The 16,127-nt window shown below is 69.9% G+C and carries 10 protein-coding genes and 1 pseudogene; 2 read left to right on the plus strand and 9 right to left on the minus strand.

Annotation, left to right across the window (positions count from 1 at the left end; translation table 11 throughout):
* Positions 1 to 181 precede the first annotated feature (181 nt).
* From AC5P09_RS12870 to AC5P09_RS12905, 8 genes are all read right to left on the minus strand, one after another.
* A complete protein-coding gene (locus AC5P09_RS12870; RefSeq protein WP_493873988.1) occupies positions 182 to 2,281 on the minus strand; it encodes a sensor histidine kinase in 2,100 nt (699 codons plus the stop codon).
* Entirely contained in the window at positions 2,278 to 3,765 is a 1,488-nt protein-coding gene (locus tag AC5P09_RS12875) for a glycosyltransferase family 2 protein (protein ID WP_493873989.1), read from the minus strand. Before AC5P09_RS12875 ends, AC5P09_RS12870 begins: the two co-directional genes overlap by 4 nt.
* Positions 3,762 to 4,859 (minus strand): HEAT repeat domain-containing protein, encoded by a 1,098-nt coding sequence (locus AC5P09_RS12880; protein ID WP_493873990.1) that lies wholly within the window; start codon positions 4,857 to 4,859, stop codon positions 3,762 to 3,764. Before AC5P09_RS12880 ends, AC5P09_RS12875 begins: the two co-directional genes overlap by 4 nt.
* Complete coding sequence (locus AC5P09_RS12885; protein WP_142165764.1) at positions 4,859 to 5,233, minus strand: response regulator transcription factor; 375 nt, start codon at positions 5,231 to 5,233, stop codon at positions 4,859 to 4,861. The genes AC5P09_RS12880 and AC5P09_RS12885 overlap by 1 nt, the downstream gene beginning before the upstream one ends.
* Positions 5,233 to 5,622 carry a response regulator gene (locus tag AC5P09_RS12890; protein WP_493873991.1) on the minus strand — a complete coding sequence of 130 codons (390 nt, stop codon included), beginning with the start codon at positions 5,620 to 5,622 and terminating at the stop codon, positions 5,233 to 5,235. Before AC5P09_RS12890 ends, AC5P09_RS12885 begins: the two co-directional genes overlap by 1 nt.
* Positions 5,623 to 5,804: 182 nt before the next feature.
* Positions 5,805 to 6,593: a leucyl/phenylalanyl-tRNA--protein transferase gene (locus tag AC5P09_RS12895; protein WP_493873992.1), complete on the minus strand. Its 789-nt coding sequence runs from the start codon at positions 6,591 to 6,593 to the stop codon at positions 5,805 to 5,807.
* The gene (locus AC5P09_RS12900; RefSeq protein WP_493873993.1) at positions 6,590 to 9,883 is read right to left on the minus strand and encodes an amino acid adenylation domain-containing protein; all 3,294 of its coding nucleotides are present in this window, start codon (positions 9,881 to 9,883) and stop codon (positions 6,590 to 6,592) included. Before AC5P09_RS12900 ends, AC5P09_RS12895 begins: the two co-directional genes overlap by 4 nt.
* 72 nt (positions 9,884 to 9,955) lie before the next feature.
* On the minus strand, positions 9,956 to 13,198 hold the full coding sequence (locus tag AC5P09_RS12905; RefSeq protein ID WP_493873994.1) for a putative bifunctional diguanylate cyclase/phosphodiesterase: 3,243 nt from the start codon (positions 13,196 to 13,198) through the stop codon (positions 9,956 to 9,958).
* A 1,010-nt stretch (positions 13,199 to 14,208) separates the two neighbouring features.
* Here AC5P09_RS12905 and AC5P09_RS12910 point away from each other — a divergent pair.
* Together AC5P09_RS12910 and AC5P09_RS12915 are read left to right on the plus strand one after the other, a co-directional pair.
* Positions 14,209 to 14,862, plus strand: coding sequence for a hypothetical protein (locus tag AC5P09_RS12910; RefSeq protein WP_493873995.1), 654 nt, complete (start codon positions 14,209 to 14,211; stop codon positions 14,860 to 14,862).
* 70 nt (positions 14,863 to 14,932) lie between these two features.
* A complete protein-coding gene (locus tag AC5P09_RS12915; RefSeq protein WP_493873996.1) occupies positions 14,933 to 15,658 on the plus strand; it encodes a DUF1775 domain-containing protein in 726 nt (241 codons plus the stop codon).
* Positions 15,659 to 15,737: 79 nt separating this feature from the next.
* Here AC5P09_RS12915 and AC5P09_RS12920 read toward each other — a convergent pair.
* Positions 15,738 to 15,821: pseudogene (locus tag AC5P09_RS12920) on the minus strand (transcriptional regulator); the annotation flags it as partial.
* Positions 15,822 to 16,127 lie beyond the last annotated feature (306 nt).

The following is a 16,127-nucleotide window of genomic DNA, read 5'->3' on the forward strand; positions in this document are numbered from 1 at the left end:
GGACGCCGAGCCGGGGTTGCGGTCGGGCTACGGCCCGGGTAGCCCGGTTCCCAGGCACCTTCATGCCCATGACTTCCCGTAGCTTCTGACGGCCCTTCAGTTCGACGCGCAAGGACTGGTCTGCCCCTGCACGGCTGGACCCTGAGGTCCGGTCAGGGCGGGGCCGGCGTGCCGACGCCGTTCAGGCGGAGCCCGCCCCACCGTCCGTACCGGTGAGCGGCAGCCAGGCGGTGATCGTGGTACCCCGGCCCTCTTCGGAGCGCACCTCCGTCCGGCCGCCGTGGTTCGCCACGATCGTGTGCACGATGGTCAGCCCCAAACCGGTACCCGGGATGGCCTGCTCGGTGGCGTTCGAGGCGCGGAAGAACCGCTGGAAGAGCTTCTCCTGCTCGGCCGCGGGGATGCCGATGCCGGTGTCGCTCACGCTCAGCACCGCCTCCCCGTCCTGCACGTCGGCTCGTACCCTGACTTTCCCACCGCCGCGGGTGAACTTCACCGCGTTGGACAGCAGGTTCATCAGGACCCGGTCGAGTTGTTCGCCGTCCGCCTCCAGGACCAGCGGCTGCTCGGGGCACCGCGTCTCCAGTGCGACCGAGGCGGCCTGGGCGGCCGGTTTGATCGCCTCGGCCGCTGAGGCCACCAGGCGTCGCAGGTCGATCGGTGCCTTCTGGGAGGTGAACGCTCCCGACTCGATCCTGGAGAGCGTGAGCAGGTCCTCGATCAGTGCCCGCAGCCGGTTGGCGTTGCGGTCGACGACGTCCAGCATGCGCAGCTGGGACGGGGAGAGCGGACCGGTGTCCTCGTCCTTCAGCAGCTCGATGTATCCCACGATGCTGGTCAGCGGGGTGCGCAGCTCGTGGGAGACGGTGGACAGGAAGTCGCTCTTGGCCTTGTCCAGGGCGCGCAACTTGTCCACCAGGCCCGACTCCTTCTCGTAGAGAAGGGCGGTGTGCAGCGCCCGGCCGAAACCGCCGGCCATGGACTCGGCGATCTCGATGTCCACCGGACGCCAGGGGCGGTCGGCGCTGGTGCGGGCCACGGACACGGCACCGATCGGTTCCTCCCCCACCCCTATGGGGATGATCACCGCCGAGTACAGGCCCAGCGCCGCCGCGGCAGCGCGGTTCTCCGCCGGCATACCGGTCGTCCCGAAGGAGCCGGGGGCACCAGGCATCCGTCTGGGGTCGGACACGTACTGGGGCAGGTCGGTGACCAGCCAGGCCGTTCCCCGCCGGTAGTGGTCGCGGACCACGTCCGCCGGGAGCGTCGGTATGCGTCCGCGCTCCTCGTCGGGCAGCAGGCCCCGCTCCGCGGACCACACCCGGACCACGGGAAACTCGGAGCCGCCGTTCTCGGCGAGCAGGATGAAGACGTAGTCGGCGTGCAGGACCTCGCCGATGCCGTCGCACGCCGCGTCGAGGACATAGTCGACCTCGAGGCGGTCCCTGATCCGGATGCCGGTCTCCCTCGCGGCCGTCGACAGTCGCTCCCGTTCCTGCTCGACCGCCCGCAGCCGGTCGCTCTCGTCCGCAAGCAGGTTGACCGACCGCGCCACCGCCCTGATCTCCTCCGGCCCCGTCACCTCGGCCCGGGCCGCACGGTCTCCCGCGGTGAGCCGGCCGAGCGTCCACGCGGTTCTCCGCAGCGGCCCGGTCAGGGCGCGCGTGGCGTGCACCGACGTGTACACGGCCACGGCGAGGGCCGCGACCAGCGCCGCGCCGAGCCCAGCGACGCCCGCCCGGATCACCATGTCGGCGTGCGCCTCCAGACGCTGCTCTTCTTCGTTCAGCTGGTCGTTCAGACGGGCGTTGGTCACCTCGAACGCGTCGAACCGCCGGCTGGCCTCCCGGGTGAGCGCGAGGGCCTGCGCGCTTCCCGGAGTGGTGCGCGCCTGGTCGTCGGCTACGCGCAGGTACGCCTCGATCTGCCGCTGCTGCGTCGCGAGATCGCCTTCGTCCGCGACCTCGTGCCCACGGACGCCGTCGATGATCGACGAGATGCTGCCCCGGGCCTCACGGAAGGCGACGAGCTCTCTCCGGTCACCCGTGACCAAATAGCCCCGCATCGAACGCTGCACGCTGATGCCCGCGTTGAGCAGGCGCAGATTGTCGATCTCGGCGGGGTGGAGGCGGTCGCTGATCCGGTCGCGCTGGCTGTCCAGCACCAGCGCGCCGATCAGCGTGCCGGCTCCGCACAGGGCGATCAGCAGGGTCAGCAGTCCGAATGCGAGGCCGAGCCGGTGCGCCACCCGGCCGCTGCCCCGTCTGGAAGCACGGCTCATGCACGATCACCTCCGCTCTCCCTCTCCTGACCGGGAGAGTCGAATCCGGCACGGGTCATGGCACCCCAAACCTGGGGAGCCCCGCGCAACGCGTCCCACATGCCGCGCAGCCGCCACCACGCTGTCAACTGGCGGTATCCGATGTTCTCGACGACCACCCCGACGACGGCGCCCCAGACGTCCCGCCACCGGGTGAACCGGTGGAAGGCGTACTCCTCCACACCGACCGACACCATGCTGACGACGATGGCGTAGGCGTAGGCGGCAAGCATGAAGCGCCAGAGGAAGTCCACGTTCACCGCGCCGATCAGTACGCCCAGGGGTACGAGAACCAGTCCCGCGAGCTCCACCAACGGCGCCAGGAGTTCGAAGACGACGTAGAAGGGCAGTGCCAGCAGTCCGATGCGGCCGTAGCGGGGGTTACCGATCATGCTGCGGTGCTTGAGCAGGATCTCCGTCAGGCCGCGGTGCCACCGCCGCCGCTGGCGGGCCAGGATCGGCAGCTTCGAGGGTGCCTCGCTCCAGGAGATCGGCTCGGCGACGAAGACGATGCGGTAGTCACGACCCTGCTCGCGCATGTGCCGGTGGAGGCGGATGACCAGTTCGGCGTCCTCGCCGATACAGTCCGGGTCCATCCCGCCGACCGCCACGACCGCGTCCTTGCGGAAGAGACCGAAGGCCCCGGCGATGACCAGCAGGCTGCCGAGCTTGGACCATCCGGTGCGGCCGAGCAGGAAGGCGCGAAGGTACTCGACGACCTGAACGCGTCCGAGCAGGTCCGGCGGTACACGCGCCTCGGCCACCCGCCCCGCCACGACAGTGCAGCCGTTGGCGAGGCCGACCACGCCGCCGGAGGCGACCACCCGCTGCGGATCGTCGCAGAACGGTTTGGCCACCGCGAGCAGCGCCTGGGAATCGAGGATCGAGTCGGCGTCCACCATGCACAGCAGCGGATAGCGCGCCAGGTTGATCCCGACGTTGAGCGTATCGGCCTTTCCGCCGTTGTCCTTGCGGGCCACCACCAGGCGCACCGGGCCGCCCCTGGGCAGATGAACGGAGGTGACCCTGCCGCGTACGGGGACGTCGTCGGGCATCACGTACTCCACCTCGGCGAGGTCGAAGGCGTCCCGCAGGGCGTCCAGCGTGCCGTCGGTGGAGCCGTCGTCGACGACGACGACCTCGAACTCCGGATAGCGCAGCAGCAGCATGGCCCGTACCGCTTCGACGATGCCGGCCGCTTCGTTGTACGCGGGCATGATCACCGAAACGGGTGGAGTGAGGGGGCTGGTGGCGGCCTCGTCGTGGCCCGCGAAGGGAGCCCGGCGCAGCGTTCTGACGAACTCCCCGAGAGCGATGAGGATCAGCACCAGATAACTGGTGTTGATGGCCACGAAGTACATGATCACCACGCTGTCGCACACGGTGACCACCGTGTGCGCCACGCCCAGCAGCGACGCCCACGGTTCGTCGGCCGCCGTGCTCACAGAGCCACCTCCGCGCGGACGTCGTGGCGTGCGGCCCCGACCGCCGATTCGGCGAGCACGGCTCTGGCCTGGGCGGCGGCCTGGCGGCGGGATTGGTCGTCGGCCGCCGCGCGCAGCGCGGCCTGCCCTTCCGGGCCGAGCTGCAGCAGCGCGCGAGCCGCGGTGGCTGCCACATGTGGGTCGGGATCGCCGAGCAGCTCCGCCAGCGGGCCTGTCGCGGCGACGGCTCCCAGAGCGCCGAGGGCCCCGGCGCCCACCATGCGCAGGGCGACCGACCGACCGGGCCGGACTGCCTCCAGCAGCGGTTCCACGCCGTCGGGCATACCCAGTCTGCCCAGCGCGCGTGCCGCTTTGATGCGTACCTCGGTCTGGGGATCCTCGCGCAGTGCGCGGACGATCTCGGACGTGTGGGAGACCACGCCGGTCGCGCCGAGGACCTCGATGGTCACGGCTCTGGCGAGAGGCTCCGGATGTTCCAGTCCCGCGGCGACACTGCGCTGTGCCTCCGGTCCCAGGGAGACCAGCGCACTGGTGACCGCGCCGGGCGGCACCGTCCGCGGTCCGTGGAGGGCCTCGAGGAGGTACGGAACGGACTCCGGTCCCCCGCACCGGCCCAGCGCGCGTGCGGCGGCCAGGCGGACCTCGGGGTCGCGATCGGCCAGCAGACGGCACAGCGACGGGGCGGCGGGACGGTGGCGCAGTTGACCGAGCACCTGGGCGGCGCGCCCCCGCCGGACCGCACTGCGGCTCGACAGGTCGGCGACGGCGTCCACCGCGGCCCCGCGCAGCTCGTACAGGCGGACCAGCGCCGTACGGGCTCCACCTGCGACCTTTCCCAGCAGCGCCGTCAGGGTCGGCTCCAGGGCGGCCCAGGTCCGTCTGTCCGTCTCCGCCAGCCGGCGCGGCAACTCGGTCTGCTCGTCGTCCTCCGCGCACAGGAGCTGCAGCAGGAGACCGCGCACCGGTGCCGCGATCCGCTCGCGTCTGCGCTGTCGGTGCCTGCGGACGAGCCGGTTGCCGACGATCAGCAGGCCCAGCACCGAGACGACGGCCAGCAGGCCCAGCAACGCGCCGCCGAGGAGGCCGGCGGGCATCACCGTTCCACCCGGTTGAGCACCGCGGTGACCCTGCTGGACAGCTCCCGCGGGCTGAACGGCTTGATGATGTAGTCGTCGGCTCCCGCCGCGAAGCCAACCTCGACGTCCGCTTCCTGGGACCGGGCGGTGATCATGATGACGGGGAGCGTCGCGGTCCGGGCCGCCGCGCGCAGCTCCCGGCATACATCCAGACCCGACATGCCCGGCATCCGTATGTCGAGCAGTGCCAGGTCCACCGTGTTCTCACGCGCGGCCCGGAGCGCCGCCATTCCGTCCTCCACGGCCGTGACCTGGTGACCGCTCTGGGTCAGCTTGAACGCCACCAGATCCCGGATGTCCGCGTCGTCGTCGGCTATCAGGACATGAGCCATTACTCCTCCTGGGACTCCTGGGACTCCTGGGCCAGGGAGCTTCGGTAGGAGTCCACGAGCCGTGCCACGGCCGACTGCCGGAACGGTTTGGCCAGTACCTCGTCCGCGAGACCGTCCAGATCTCGCGGGTCGAGCACCGAGGAGATGACCAGACGGCATGTCCTCGTCCGCTCGTCCGTCCGCAGCCTGCGGACGACCTCCCGTCCGTCGATACCGGGCAGCATCACGTCGACGACCGCGATGTCCGGAGGGTCGGCGAAGGCGAGGTCGAGCCCCTCTTCCCCCGAATAGGCGACGGCCACGGGACATCCCCGCTCGCGGAAGTGCCGCTCCAACAGGGCGCTCACATCCTGGTCGTCCTCGATCACGAGTACGCGCGGTGGGAACATCACCGTCCTCTCCACGAAGTCAGACCGTCAGTCACAAATTAGAACCAATAGTGCACTTCCACCACATATGACCCACCGATCCCGCTGGACACCGCCCCACCCATCACAGACGTGACAGACAGGCTCAGGCAGAGGACGGCAGATGAGCAGGCCCGGGGCGCCGGGCAGCGCGACGAACACGGTCAGCGCGATGCCGCCGGCTGGGCGAGGCGGCGGGCGGGCAAGGTGGCGGTGGGCATCGGGAGGGTGTCACGCGCGGTGCGGCGGAGGTATCGCACGTACTGCTCTCGCGGGAGGAGAATGCAGCCCAGGTCGCGGACGTGCGGGCTGTCCCGCTGCGCGTCGAGCAGCTCGCCGTCGGCCTGGGCGAAACGCGCCGCGAGGTCGCTCACCGCGACCTTCGAGGCGCCGGGACGCCGGAAGAACATCGAGTCCATGCTGAAAACCGGTCCGATCCTGAGGCCGAAGACGCCGCCGATCAGATCGCCGTCCTCCCACACCTCGACGCTGTGAGCGTGACCCAGTTCGTGAAGGCGGATCAAGCTCGCGATCAGCTCTTCGGTGAGCCACAGCGGGACACGGTCGCCGCGGCATTCGCGGACGACCCACTCGAACCCGCGGTCCAGGCTGGTCGACCACGGCAGCCGGTTGCGCAGCCGCCGGGCGAGGCTCCGGCTCAGGTGGGCAGCCGAGACGGGCAGCACCGGCCTGGGGTCGGGTGACCACCAGGAGACGGCAAAGGGATCGGCCAGTAACTCTCCCACGAGCCGGATGCGGCCCTCCTCGACCTGATCGGCGAAAACCACTTCGTTGAGGGCGCGGGTGTACTCGCCGGATGCCGGGAACGGATAGACCCCGGCGTGGTACGCCGCCAGGAGGCCGCCAGGACTGAGGTCGGCGGAGAAGGCCACCGGACCGTCGGGCGCCGCTTCCAGCACGTCCAGTGCCTCCCAGCCGGGGCATCGGCTCACCACCGTGCCGCTCCCTGCCCTCGGCCGTTCACCGGCCGGGCGTGCTCCGGCTGTTCGAGGAAGTCGATGTAGCGGTCCATCATCTCCGTGTCCACGGGCGGAATGTCGATCCCGGCGTCCACCAGTACCCGTTCCGCGTTGGTGCGGGTGAACTCCGGGAAAACGCCCTGGAAGTACATCTCGCTCACGGTGATGTCGGCGTGGTGGCACAGGTCGACGAAGAGCGGGACGAACGGTGTTATCGCGTCGGTGGGGTGCCCGGCCGCGTACTTCACCAGAGCGGAGATCCACTCGGCGTACGGGATCTCCCGGACCGGGTATCCCAGCTGGCGCATGCGCTCGGCCAGCGAATCCAGCAGCGAGGGACGGGGGTTGGTGAGGTGGTAGACCTCGCCGCGCGCGGGATGGCGGGTGGAGATGTGTCCGATTGCGCGGACGAGGCAGTCGGCCGGCAGGAAGTCCAACGGCAGCCGGACGTCAGGGCACAGACCGGTCCGCGCGATGAACCTGATGAGGGCGGCCATCTCGCTGCCGGTGTTCATCACGCCGGTTCCGCTGCTGCCCGTGATATCCATCAGGCGGTAGACGGCGACCGGCAAGCCCGCGTCGGATGCCTTCTTCAGCAGCGCCTCGGCGACCCATTTGGTCTCCACGTATCCCACCGACAGATATTCCGGGAAGTCCAGCGGCGTGGTCTCGGCCACCTCGCGCACACCGGCCGGCCCGAATCCGGCGAGCACCGCCATGCTGGAGGTGAAGTGGACGGGGACGGCCCTGCCGGCGGCAAGGCGGATGATCTCGTATGTTCCGTCGACGTTGATTGCGCGCAACTCGTGGTACGGGTAGATGAAGTTGACCTGGGCGCCGAAGTGGTAGACGGCGTCGATGGTCGATGCCAGCTCCTCGAACCGGCCGGGAGACAGCCCCAGTCGGGGCTTGCCCAGGTCGCCGACGACCGGCTGGACGCGCGGGCTGGACAGATCGCTGAGGACGTACCGCTGGTGGCTCGCGCGGATCATCTCCATGCCGTGCTGCTCGTCCGATGCCCTGACCAGGCAAAGGACGCGGCCCGTCGTGCTGCGCAGCAGCTCGTCGATCATGTACGCGCCGCAGAATCCCGTCGCCCCGGTGAGAAGGACGTCGCCGGGGTGCCGGTGATCCGGGGCCGGCGCGTCACGGCCCACCGCCGGAACGCGCCGATCGGTCTCCGAGGCGAAGTCGACGCTCCCGCCGTCCGGGTGGGTCAGTGTGCCGGCACGTGCCTGGCGCACGGACTCGGCGAACGCGGCGAGCATCGGCTGCCGCAGCAGTGAACGGGTCAGTTCGCGGATCTGGGTGACGCCGATGCCGAATATGACGCGGGTCCGGGCGAGCATCTCCATGGCCAGCAGCGAGTTGCCGCCCAGCTCGAAGAAGTCGTCGTGCGGACGGACGTGGTCCACACCCAGGATCTGACACCACAGCTGGGCCAGCCCCTGCGGCACCGGACGGTCGTCGACGCCGGCCGTCGTCGTGGTCCCCGATTCCGGCACGGCCCTGCGGTCGAGCTTTCCGCTGGGCGCGACGGGCAGCCGTTCCATCGCGTGGAAGGCTGCCGGGATCATGTAACCCGGCAGGACCTCGGCCAGTGCCGACCGCAGCCGTGCGCGCAGCGCGGCCTCGCCACCGGCCGCCGGCGGCGAGGCCGGCGTGTAGTACGCGATCAGGTCCCGGTCGCCGTTGTCGCGCGCCCGAGCCACCACCATCGCCTGGCCGATCTCCGGGCGGGAGACGAGCGCGGCCTCGATCTCGGCCGGGTCGACCCGGAACCCGCGGATCTTCACCTGGTCGTCGACCCGGCCCAGGACTTCCAGGTTGCCGTCCGAGCGCCACCGGCCCAGATCCCCGGTGCGATATATCCGGTCCCCCGGCGCGGAGCCGTACGGATCGGGCAGGAACTGCCGTGCGGTCAGGGCGGGTTGCCGCCAGACACCACGCGCCGGACCCTGACCGCCGATGTAGATCTCGCCGCGCTCGCCCGGTGGCACCGGGCGTAGTTCGGCGTCGAGCACGTGGACGTGACTCCCCTCCACGGGCCTGCCGACCGGGGCGACGGCGGTGTCCGGCGCGGCGAGCACTTCCTGGTTCAGGTCGCAGAGCGTGGAGGTGATGGTGGTCTCGGTGAGCCCGTAGGCGTTGACGAGCCGTGCGCCGGGGATCCGGCGCAGAACGGCGCGGCAGTCCTTCGCGGTGACGATCTCGCCGCCGACGATGACGAGCCTCAGCGACGCGAGGATCTCACCGCGCTCCGCGACGGAGACGATCCGGTGCCAGTAGGCGGGGGGCAGGTCGGCGACGGTGATCCCGTGCTCGGGCAGGCGGTGCAGCAGGTCGGTGGGCGCCCACGTCGGTGTTCCCGCGAGGATGAGCGTCGCGCCGCTGATCAGCGTGGCGAAGATCTGCTCCAGTGAGGTGTCGAAGCCGAGCGCCGCGGCGTGCAGCACCCGGTCGCCGGGCGTCAGTTCGTATGCCCGGGCCACCGCGGTGAGGGAGTGGGCCAGCGACCGGTGGCTGATCATCACCCCTTTGGGGGGTCCGGTGGATCCGGAGGTGTAGATCACGTAGGCGAGGTCGTCCGGCCGGGGGCCGCGTGCCGGCCGCGGTGCCTCCAGCGGCGCCTGCGTGGCCGGTTCCCCGGCGGCCCCGGCGGCCCCGGCGTAGACGATCCGTGCCCCGCACCCGGCGAACATCGGGGCGTGTTCGCGGCTCGTGACGATGAGGCGGGAACCGGTCTCCCCGACGAGTGCGACCATCCGTTGCCGGGGAGTCGCCGGGTCGAGGGGCAGGAACGCGCCTCCGGAGCCCAGTACCGCCAGCAGGGCGACGACCAGCTCGGGCACGCGGTCGAGGCACACGGTGACGACGGACTCCGCGCCGACGCCCGACTCCCGCAACTGGTCGGCAAGCCGGTCGGCGCGGCCGCTCAGCTCGGCGTAGCTGAGCCGACCGTCGTCCGAGAGCACCGCGAGAGCGGACGGCTCACGCCGCGCCCGCTCCCGGACCAGCTCGGACACGGTGCCCGGCCAGGATTCCGGGGGGCGCCCCCCGGCGCGGGCGCTCGCGGGCCGCATGTCGGTCCACAGGCGGTCGACCAGACTCCCGCACCACGCGGCGGACTCCGGTCCGCCGATCCGACGCCACCCGGCCGGAATCCGGCGGTGGGCGGGCCAGATCGCGTACTGATCCTCGTCGTTGCGCAGCACGACGCACGGTGCGGCCGACTCTGCCGGCAATTGCTCACGTTCCGTCACTCGGGCCTCCTGCCTTCGCGCGGCGTCCCGCGGAGCACGATCTGCGCCCCTAGCGGGAAAGCGCCGCCGCCATCACCGCTCCCCTTCCACGGGCCTCACAGGCAATTCGGCCAGGCGTCCGAGCGGCGGCGCGAGGACGAGTTGCTCCGCCTCCTCGGCACTGACCGGTTCGGCGAAGAGGTACCCCTGAGCCAACCGGCAGCCCATGGAGATCAGCAACTCCTGCTGCCTCACGTTCTCCACCCCTTCGGCGATAACCGTGAGGCCGAGGGTGTCCGCGAGATGCGTGATGCCCTCGACAAGGGCGTACTGTTCCGGCGAGCGCCCGAGATCGTCGACGAACGACTTGTCGATCTTGAGTACCGAGATCGGAAACTCACGCAGATAGCTCAGCGACGAGTAGCCCGTTCCGAAATCGTCGATCGCGATACGGATACCGAGGTCCGTGAGCGAATTCATCTCAGCCAGGATACGTTCGTCGTTGTACATCAGCACACTCTCGGTCAGTTCCAGTACGAGAGACGACGGTTCGATGCCGGAGAGATCCAGGGCACGCAGGACCACGTTGTAGAACTCATCGTCCCGGAACTGGCGCGGCGACACGTTCACGCTGATGTAAGGCACGTTGCGGTCGGCCGTCCCGCCGCGCGGCACGGAGGACTGCCACCGGACCGCCTCGGCCGCGGCCTGGTCGAGCACCCAGGCGCCGAGCGGGACGATCTGCCCGCTCTCCTCGGCCAGTGTGATGAACTGCTCCGGCATCACCATGCCGCGCGTGGAATGCGGCCAGCGAACGAGCGCCTCGAAGCCGGTGATCTTACCGCTGGCCAGCTCCACGATGGGCTGGTAAAGCACCATGAACGAAGTCTCGATCGTCGAACTGTCCAGAGCCTCCTGCAAATTGGCACGCTCGGCCATGCCGCTCTGCAGTTCCGGGTGGTAGCGGCACCACTGGCGCTTGCCCGCCATTTTCGCCGAGTACAGCGCGAGATCGGCGTGTGCCAGCAGTTCGACCGAGTCGATGCTGTCCTCCGTAGTCGCGACGCCGATGCTGGCATACGTGCTCATCGGCCCCACACTGAGCCGGAACGGCTCGGCGAACACGGTCATCACGTGTTCGGTGAACCGCTCCACGCCCTCTGTGGTGACGGAGCCCTCCACCAGCAGTGCGAACTCGTCGCCGCCGATGCGCGCGGCGGTGTCGGAGGCACGGACGGTGGTCTGCAGCCGGAGTGACAGCGCGACCAGGAGTTCGTCGCCCACACCGTGGCCGTGTATGTCGTTGACGACCTTGAAGTCGTCCACGTCGATGAAGAGCACGCCGACCACCGTGCCGTCCCGCTGAGCCTGCGCCAGGGCGTGGTTGACCCGGTCCTGGAAGAGCACGCGGTTGGCCAGGTTGGTGAGCGAGTCATGGAACGCCTGGTGGGTGAGTTCGCGTTCGAGTTTGCGCTGTTCGGTCACGTCCCGCAAGGTGAGGACAACTCCACCGACGGTCGCCTCCTCCCGCAGGTCGCTCCACCTCACCTCGACCTCGATGGACGACCGGTCGGCGCGCACCATACGCCAGTGCTCGCGCTTGCTCTGGTACTCGCCCCTCCGTATCCGGCCGAGCGTCTCGACCACCGCGCGGCTGTCCTGCGGTGGCACCAGATCGACGAGGAGGGTGTCCTCCAGGTCCGGTAGGCCGAGCACCTGATCGGCGGAGGGGCTGGCATAACGGACCCGGTCGTCGTCGTCGAGGATCAGGATGACGTCGGAGGCGTTCTGCACCAGCGTGCGGAAATACATCTCGCTGTTGCGCCGGTTCACCTCATGGGCGAGGGTGACCCGCGCCGCGGCAAGTTCTGCCTGCGCGGCGAGAGTCGCCAGCGTGTCGCGGAGCACGAGCAGGTCCTGCTCGTCCCCGGCCACGATCAGCACCCCGATCAATGGATCGCCCGAGGGGTGGTCCTGCGCGGCGAGCGGGCAGACCAGCGCGTGGCCGGTGCGGGCCGGCTCCTCGTCCGAGCCCGTGAGGCGGGCGGCAAGATCGGGCCCCACCCCGTCGAGGGTCACCAGGCGGCTCTCGCCGGACTCGATCAGTTCCCGTACGGGTGCGTTCGCCCGCGTGGCCAGGGGCCCGCGCAGGGCGCCATGCGCCCCGTTCACCCAGAGCGTGCTGTCCGGCAGAGTGAGCAGCGCGGAACGTGGCGGGCCGTGCGACATCAGCTCCGTCACCGCGGAGTGGACGGCGGCGGCCACATCCCGCAGCTCGCCGGCTCCGCCCAGCGACGACACCGCGTTGCGCAGCACCTTCTCCCGGCTGACCGCCCGCCGGTGGGTCGCCACCACCCCCGACAGGCGGTAGAGCACGAGGAGGAAGAGAACCGCGGAGAAGACCCCGATGACGCCGACGTTGGACCTCACGCCTCGCACCGCCTCCGTCAGGAGGATGGCCGGCGCGATCAGCGATGCCAGGGTGAGCAGGCTCAGCCGGCCCGTGCCGGTCTCGGCTCCGGCTCGCATGGGCACCGGCTGCGTCAGCAAGCGCATGGATGGATGGAGCGCGGCGGCCGCCCAGGCCCCGTACAGAACGGCCCAGCCGAGTTCGACCGCGCTACCGGTGTGCCACGTTCCGTTCAGCTGGATCAGGCCGTACAGCACGTCGGCGGTGAGCAGGCCGACGGTGCCCGCGGTGAGCAGCAGGAGCGAGCGGCTCTTGCCGCCACGGCCGACGATCAGCCGCAGCAGCATCGCCAGGACGAGGATGTCGCCGAGCGGATAGGCGATGGCGAACGCCTTCTGCCACCAGCTCAGACCCGCGGCTCGGGCGTACGGATCGATGAGGAAGAGCCACGACAGCAGCGCCAGGCCGACTGTCAGCGTCAGCGCGTCGACAAGGCTCGCCCGGTCGCGCCAACTTGTGCGCCAGTGCACGAAGCCCAGCAGCCCGGCCGCATAGAGCGGATATGCCGCGAGATAGAAGCCGTCGGCGATCGACGGGAATGGCATCTCCTCGTTGAGCAACTGGATGAGGATGATCTGGGTGGCTTGGCCTGCGGCGAAGGCGAAGTTCCCCGCGGCGAGCAACAGCCAGGGGAGTCGATGCGCCGGGTGGTTGAGAAAGACACCCAGGACGATACCGATGACGCCGGTCGCTCCAATGGCGACGAAGAGCAGCCGTTTTTCCGGAAATACGTAGTAGAACGCGGTCAGCACGACGATGCATGAACTGACGGCGGCCATCGCAGCCTGGCTTCGCAGTCGCGCGTTCATCCCAACTAACCTCCTGAGGGGCCACTTTTCGGACCGGCTGAGCTGGGCGAACGGCACCGGGCGGCGGAGAAGCCCGTGGGGGCCGGGCTAGATAAGGGGAACTCTCCGTGCGCCAGGCCGGGACTCGGCCCTGGTCGCCTGTGAACACGATTTCCGGTATACACGGTCGCCGGTATACACGGTTCGCCGTTGTGCGGGCTCCTTCTACACCGAGACATCGACGTGTCCTTCATCCAGCGTACCGAGATTGCCATTTCCCGCACGCGCACGGAGAGATACCGAGTCACCTCGCGAGATACCACGACATGCGTGAAAATGGAGGACGCGGGAACCGGACCGGGTCCTCCCAGCGACGATCGGCCACTGACGGAGCGTCGAGGCCATGCTCTCCGTTCACCGCCGGACCTTTGCCCCCGCAGGCAGACCGCCAGTAGTCCATGGGTAAGGAGCCTGACCCGGACCATCCACGGGCCGGCGAAGCGGCCCGATTCGCCGGGGCGCTGTTCACACAGGTCAGCGGCACGCGTGCCCACACTGCACCGCCCGCCGAGCAGCCGCCAGAGCGCGTCGCCCGTTGTCACTGCTGGACGCCCGGGCGGTTCGGGCCACGTGTCGGGGACCAAGGTCCGGGCCATTCCCGGACCAAGTCACGGCCCGCCTCTGACCGCGGTCCCGTTTTCGCAGGTCAGCGCGGACGCGGCGCGTGTACCACCAACAGACGAAGAACTTGCTGGTGTCGTACTCGCCGAAGAAGTTGGGCTTCTTCTAGACCCAGAAAGGGCGCCTGGCCAGGGCAGATGCCCGCCAGGCGCTTTTCTGTGCCTCCGCTTGGACAACGAGTCGAAACGGGGCCAGGCCGTTCCTGTCCCGCGCCGCCGCGGCTCGCAAAATGGCGGACCGTGAGCGAGTTCGAACTCGATGCCGTATAGGGGAGCGAGCCTTGCCGTGAACAGGCCGATGAAGGCCACGCGGCGATGCATGGGCGAACCGGGTGCGACCCATGAGGCATCGGTCTTTCCGGGACCGGCCTGCCAATCACCCAAGTGATGTTCCATGATGAGCGAGCCATGCACCGACCAGCCACGACTCCCCGCGCGCCGCTGCCCGTTCTCCGGGCCGCGGTGTTCGCCATCGTCGGCACGGTGCTGGGGGCGAGCGCCCACCACCTGCTCGCCGAGGGGCCCGTGCCGTGGGCACAGGGCGCGGCCGCGGCCGCCGTGCTCTTCGGTCTCGGGCTCGTCGGCACACGCCGCCCACGCGCCCTGCCTACGGTCGTCGCCTGGAGCGTCGTGGCCCAGTCCGGGCTGCACCTATGGCTGATGCTCACCGAGCACGCCCGGCACATGTCGGCCACTGCAGCACATCGTCACGGTGGGCGCTCCCACGACGCCCACGCAGCCTGGCACGAGCGCCTGCACGACTCCGTGGCCATGACGACGGCGCACGCACTGGTCGCCGTGCTCGTGGCAGTCCTGCTGCACCGCGCGGACGCGGCCTGCTGGACGCTGGCCCGGGGTGCGACGGCAACGCTCGATGGGGTACGGGCGCACCTCACCGCCGCCTGGACACAGGTCGCGGGGCGGTCACCGGCACCCAGGGGAATCCGTCTGCCGATTCTCGTACCGGCGAAGAGCGACCAGCCACCGCCGATGGGACCGGGGCTCGCGCATGCGGTGGTTCGGCGGGGTCCGCCGCCGACGAGGGCAGTTCTCGTCAACTGACCCCGCCAGGGCACCGGTTCGGCCCACGCCGTACGGCCGCCCCGCCATATCCCCATGCCTGGAGACACCCATGTCCCGCATCACCTTGCCGCGGACCGCGCGGCACCTGACCGTCGCCGCTGCCGCCGCGGCAACCGCCGTTCTGCTCACCGCCGTTCCGGTCGCCGCCCACGTGGAGGTGGAGTCCGACAAGGCCCAGGCACTCGCCGTGAATGCCGAGCTCACCTTCGTGGCCGAGTCGGAGTCCGCCACCGCCGGGATCACCGAGCTTCGGGTAGTCCTCCCCGAGGGCGTGGCACCCGCCGACGTGACGTACGGAGAGGGCCCCGAGGGCTGGAGGTTCACCACGAACGACGGCGGCTACACCGTCAAGGGCCCGGCGGTGAAGGTCGGCGAGGACGCCGAGTACTCGGTCGTCGTCCGGCAGCTGCCCGACGCGAAGGAACTCGCGTTCAAGACGTTGCAGACCTACAGCGATGGCAAGATCGACCGCTGGATCGAACTGGGCGAGTCCAGCGGCGGCGGCCACGGCAACGAAGCTCCGGTCCTCGAACTGAAGGCCGCCGCACCGGGCGCGAAGCCGGTCAGTCCCTCCGCCGGCGAGTCGGAGAGCCCCGCGGCGTCACCGACCGCCGAGGAGACGGCCGTCTCACCCTCCCCGCAGGCGGCCGACACCGAGACGGACGACAACGGCGGGCTGTCGGCGGGCGCCTGGACCGGCATCGTCGCGGCAGTCCTTGTCGCGGTCGCGGCCGTGGTGTTCGTCGTACGCCGCCGGGGCGGCGCCCAGCAGTAGTCCGGCTGCCCACTGCCAGGGCCCTTGCGTGCCGAGTCGTCTCGGAGTGCAAGGGCCCTCGTACGACTACGACACGCCAGTCGTGCGGAGCCTTCCCGCTCACCCGGTGATCGGCGTGGCTGAGCGCCTCCACCACCAGGCGCCGCAGATGCCCGTCGCTGAGCCGGGCGCGCGAGCGGGGCGGCCGGGTCAGAAGTTCTCCACGAGCCAGGTCGCCGCCAACAGCAACACCGCGGTGGCGGCCAGCACCGCGACCGCCTGGGCGACCCAGCGGGGCATCCGGTTCATCACGTCCATCCTCACCTCGGGGTCCTGACTTGCTTGTACCCCGTGGCGTGGCTCCCACCTCATCATCGGCGGGCCCGGAACCGCCCGGCTGAATCCGCCCACTCCGGTGGTCCAGTCACACTGCGACCCCGAAGGCGGAGTTCCATGGCAGCCCCTCACATGCATGGATCGCCATATGTTA

This window comes from Streptomyces sp. a15 (assembly GCF_059026085.1).

Excerpts from the sequence above, each read along its gene's own strand:
- AC5P09_RS12870 (WP_493873988.1), bottom strand. The coding sequence starts at position 2,281 with ATGAGCCGTGCTTCCAGACGGGGCAGCGGCCGGGTGGCGCACCGGCTC.
- AC5P09_RS12880 (WP_493873990.1), bottom strand. The coding sequence starts at position 4,859 with ATGCCCGCCGGCCTCCTCGGCGGCGCGTTGCTGGGCCTGCTGGCCGTC.
- AC5P09_RS12885 (WP_142165764.1), bottom strand. The coding sequence starts at position 5,233 with ATGGCTCATGTCCTGATAGCCGACGACGACGCGGACATCCGGGATCTG.
- AC5P09_RS12890 (WP_493873991.1), bottom strand. The coding sequence starts at position 5,622 with ATGTTCCCACCGCGCGTACTCGTGATCGAGGACGACCAGGATGTGAGC.
- AC5P09_RS12910 (WP_493873995.1), top strand. The coding sequence starts at position 14,209 with ATGCACCGACCAGCCACGACTCCCCGCGCGCCGCTGCCCGTTCTCCGG.
- AC5P09_RS12915 (WP_493873996.1), top strand. The coding sequence starts at position 14,933 with ATGTCCCGCATCACCTTGCCGCGGACCGCGCGGCACCTGACCGTCGCC.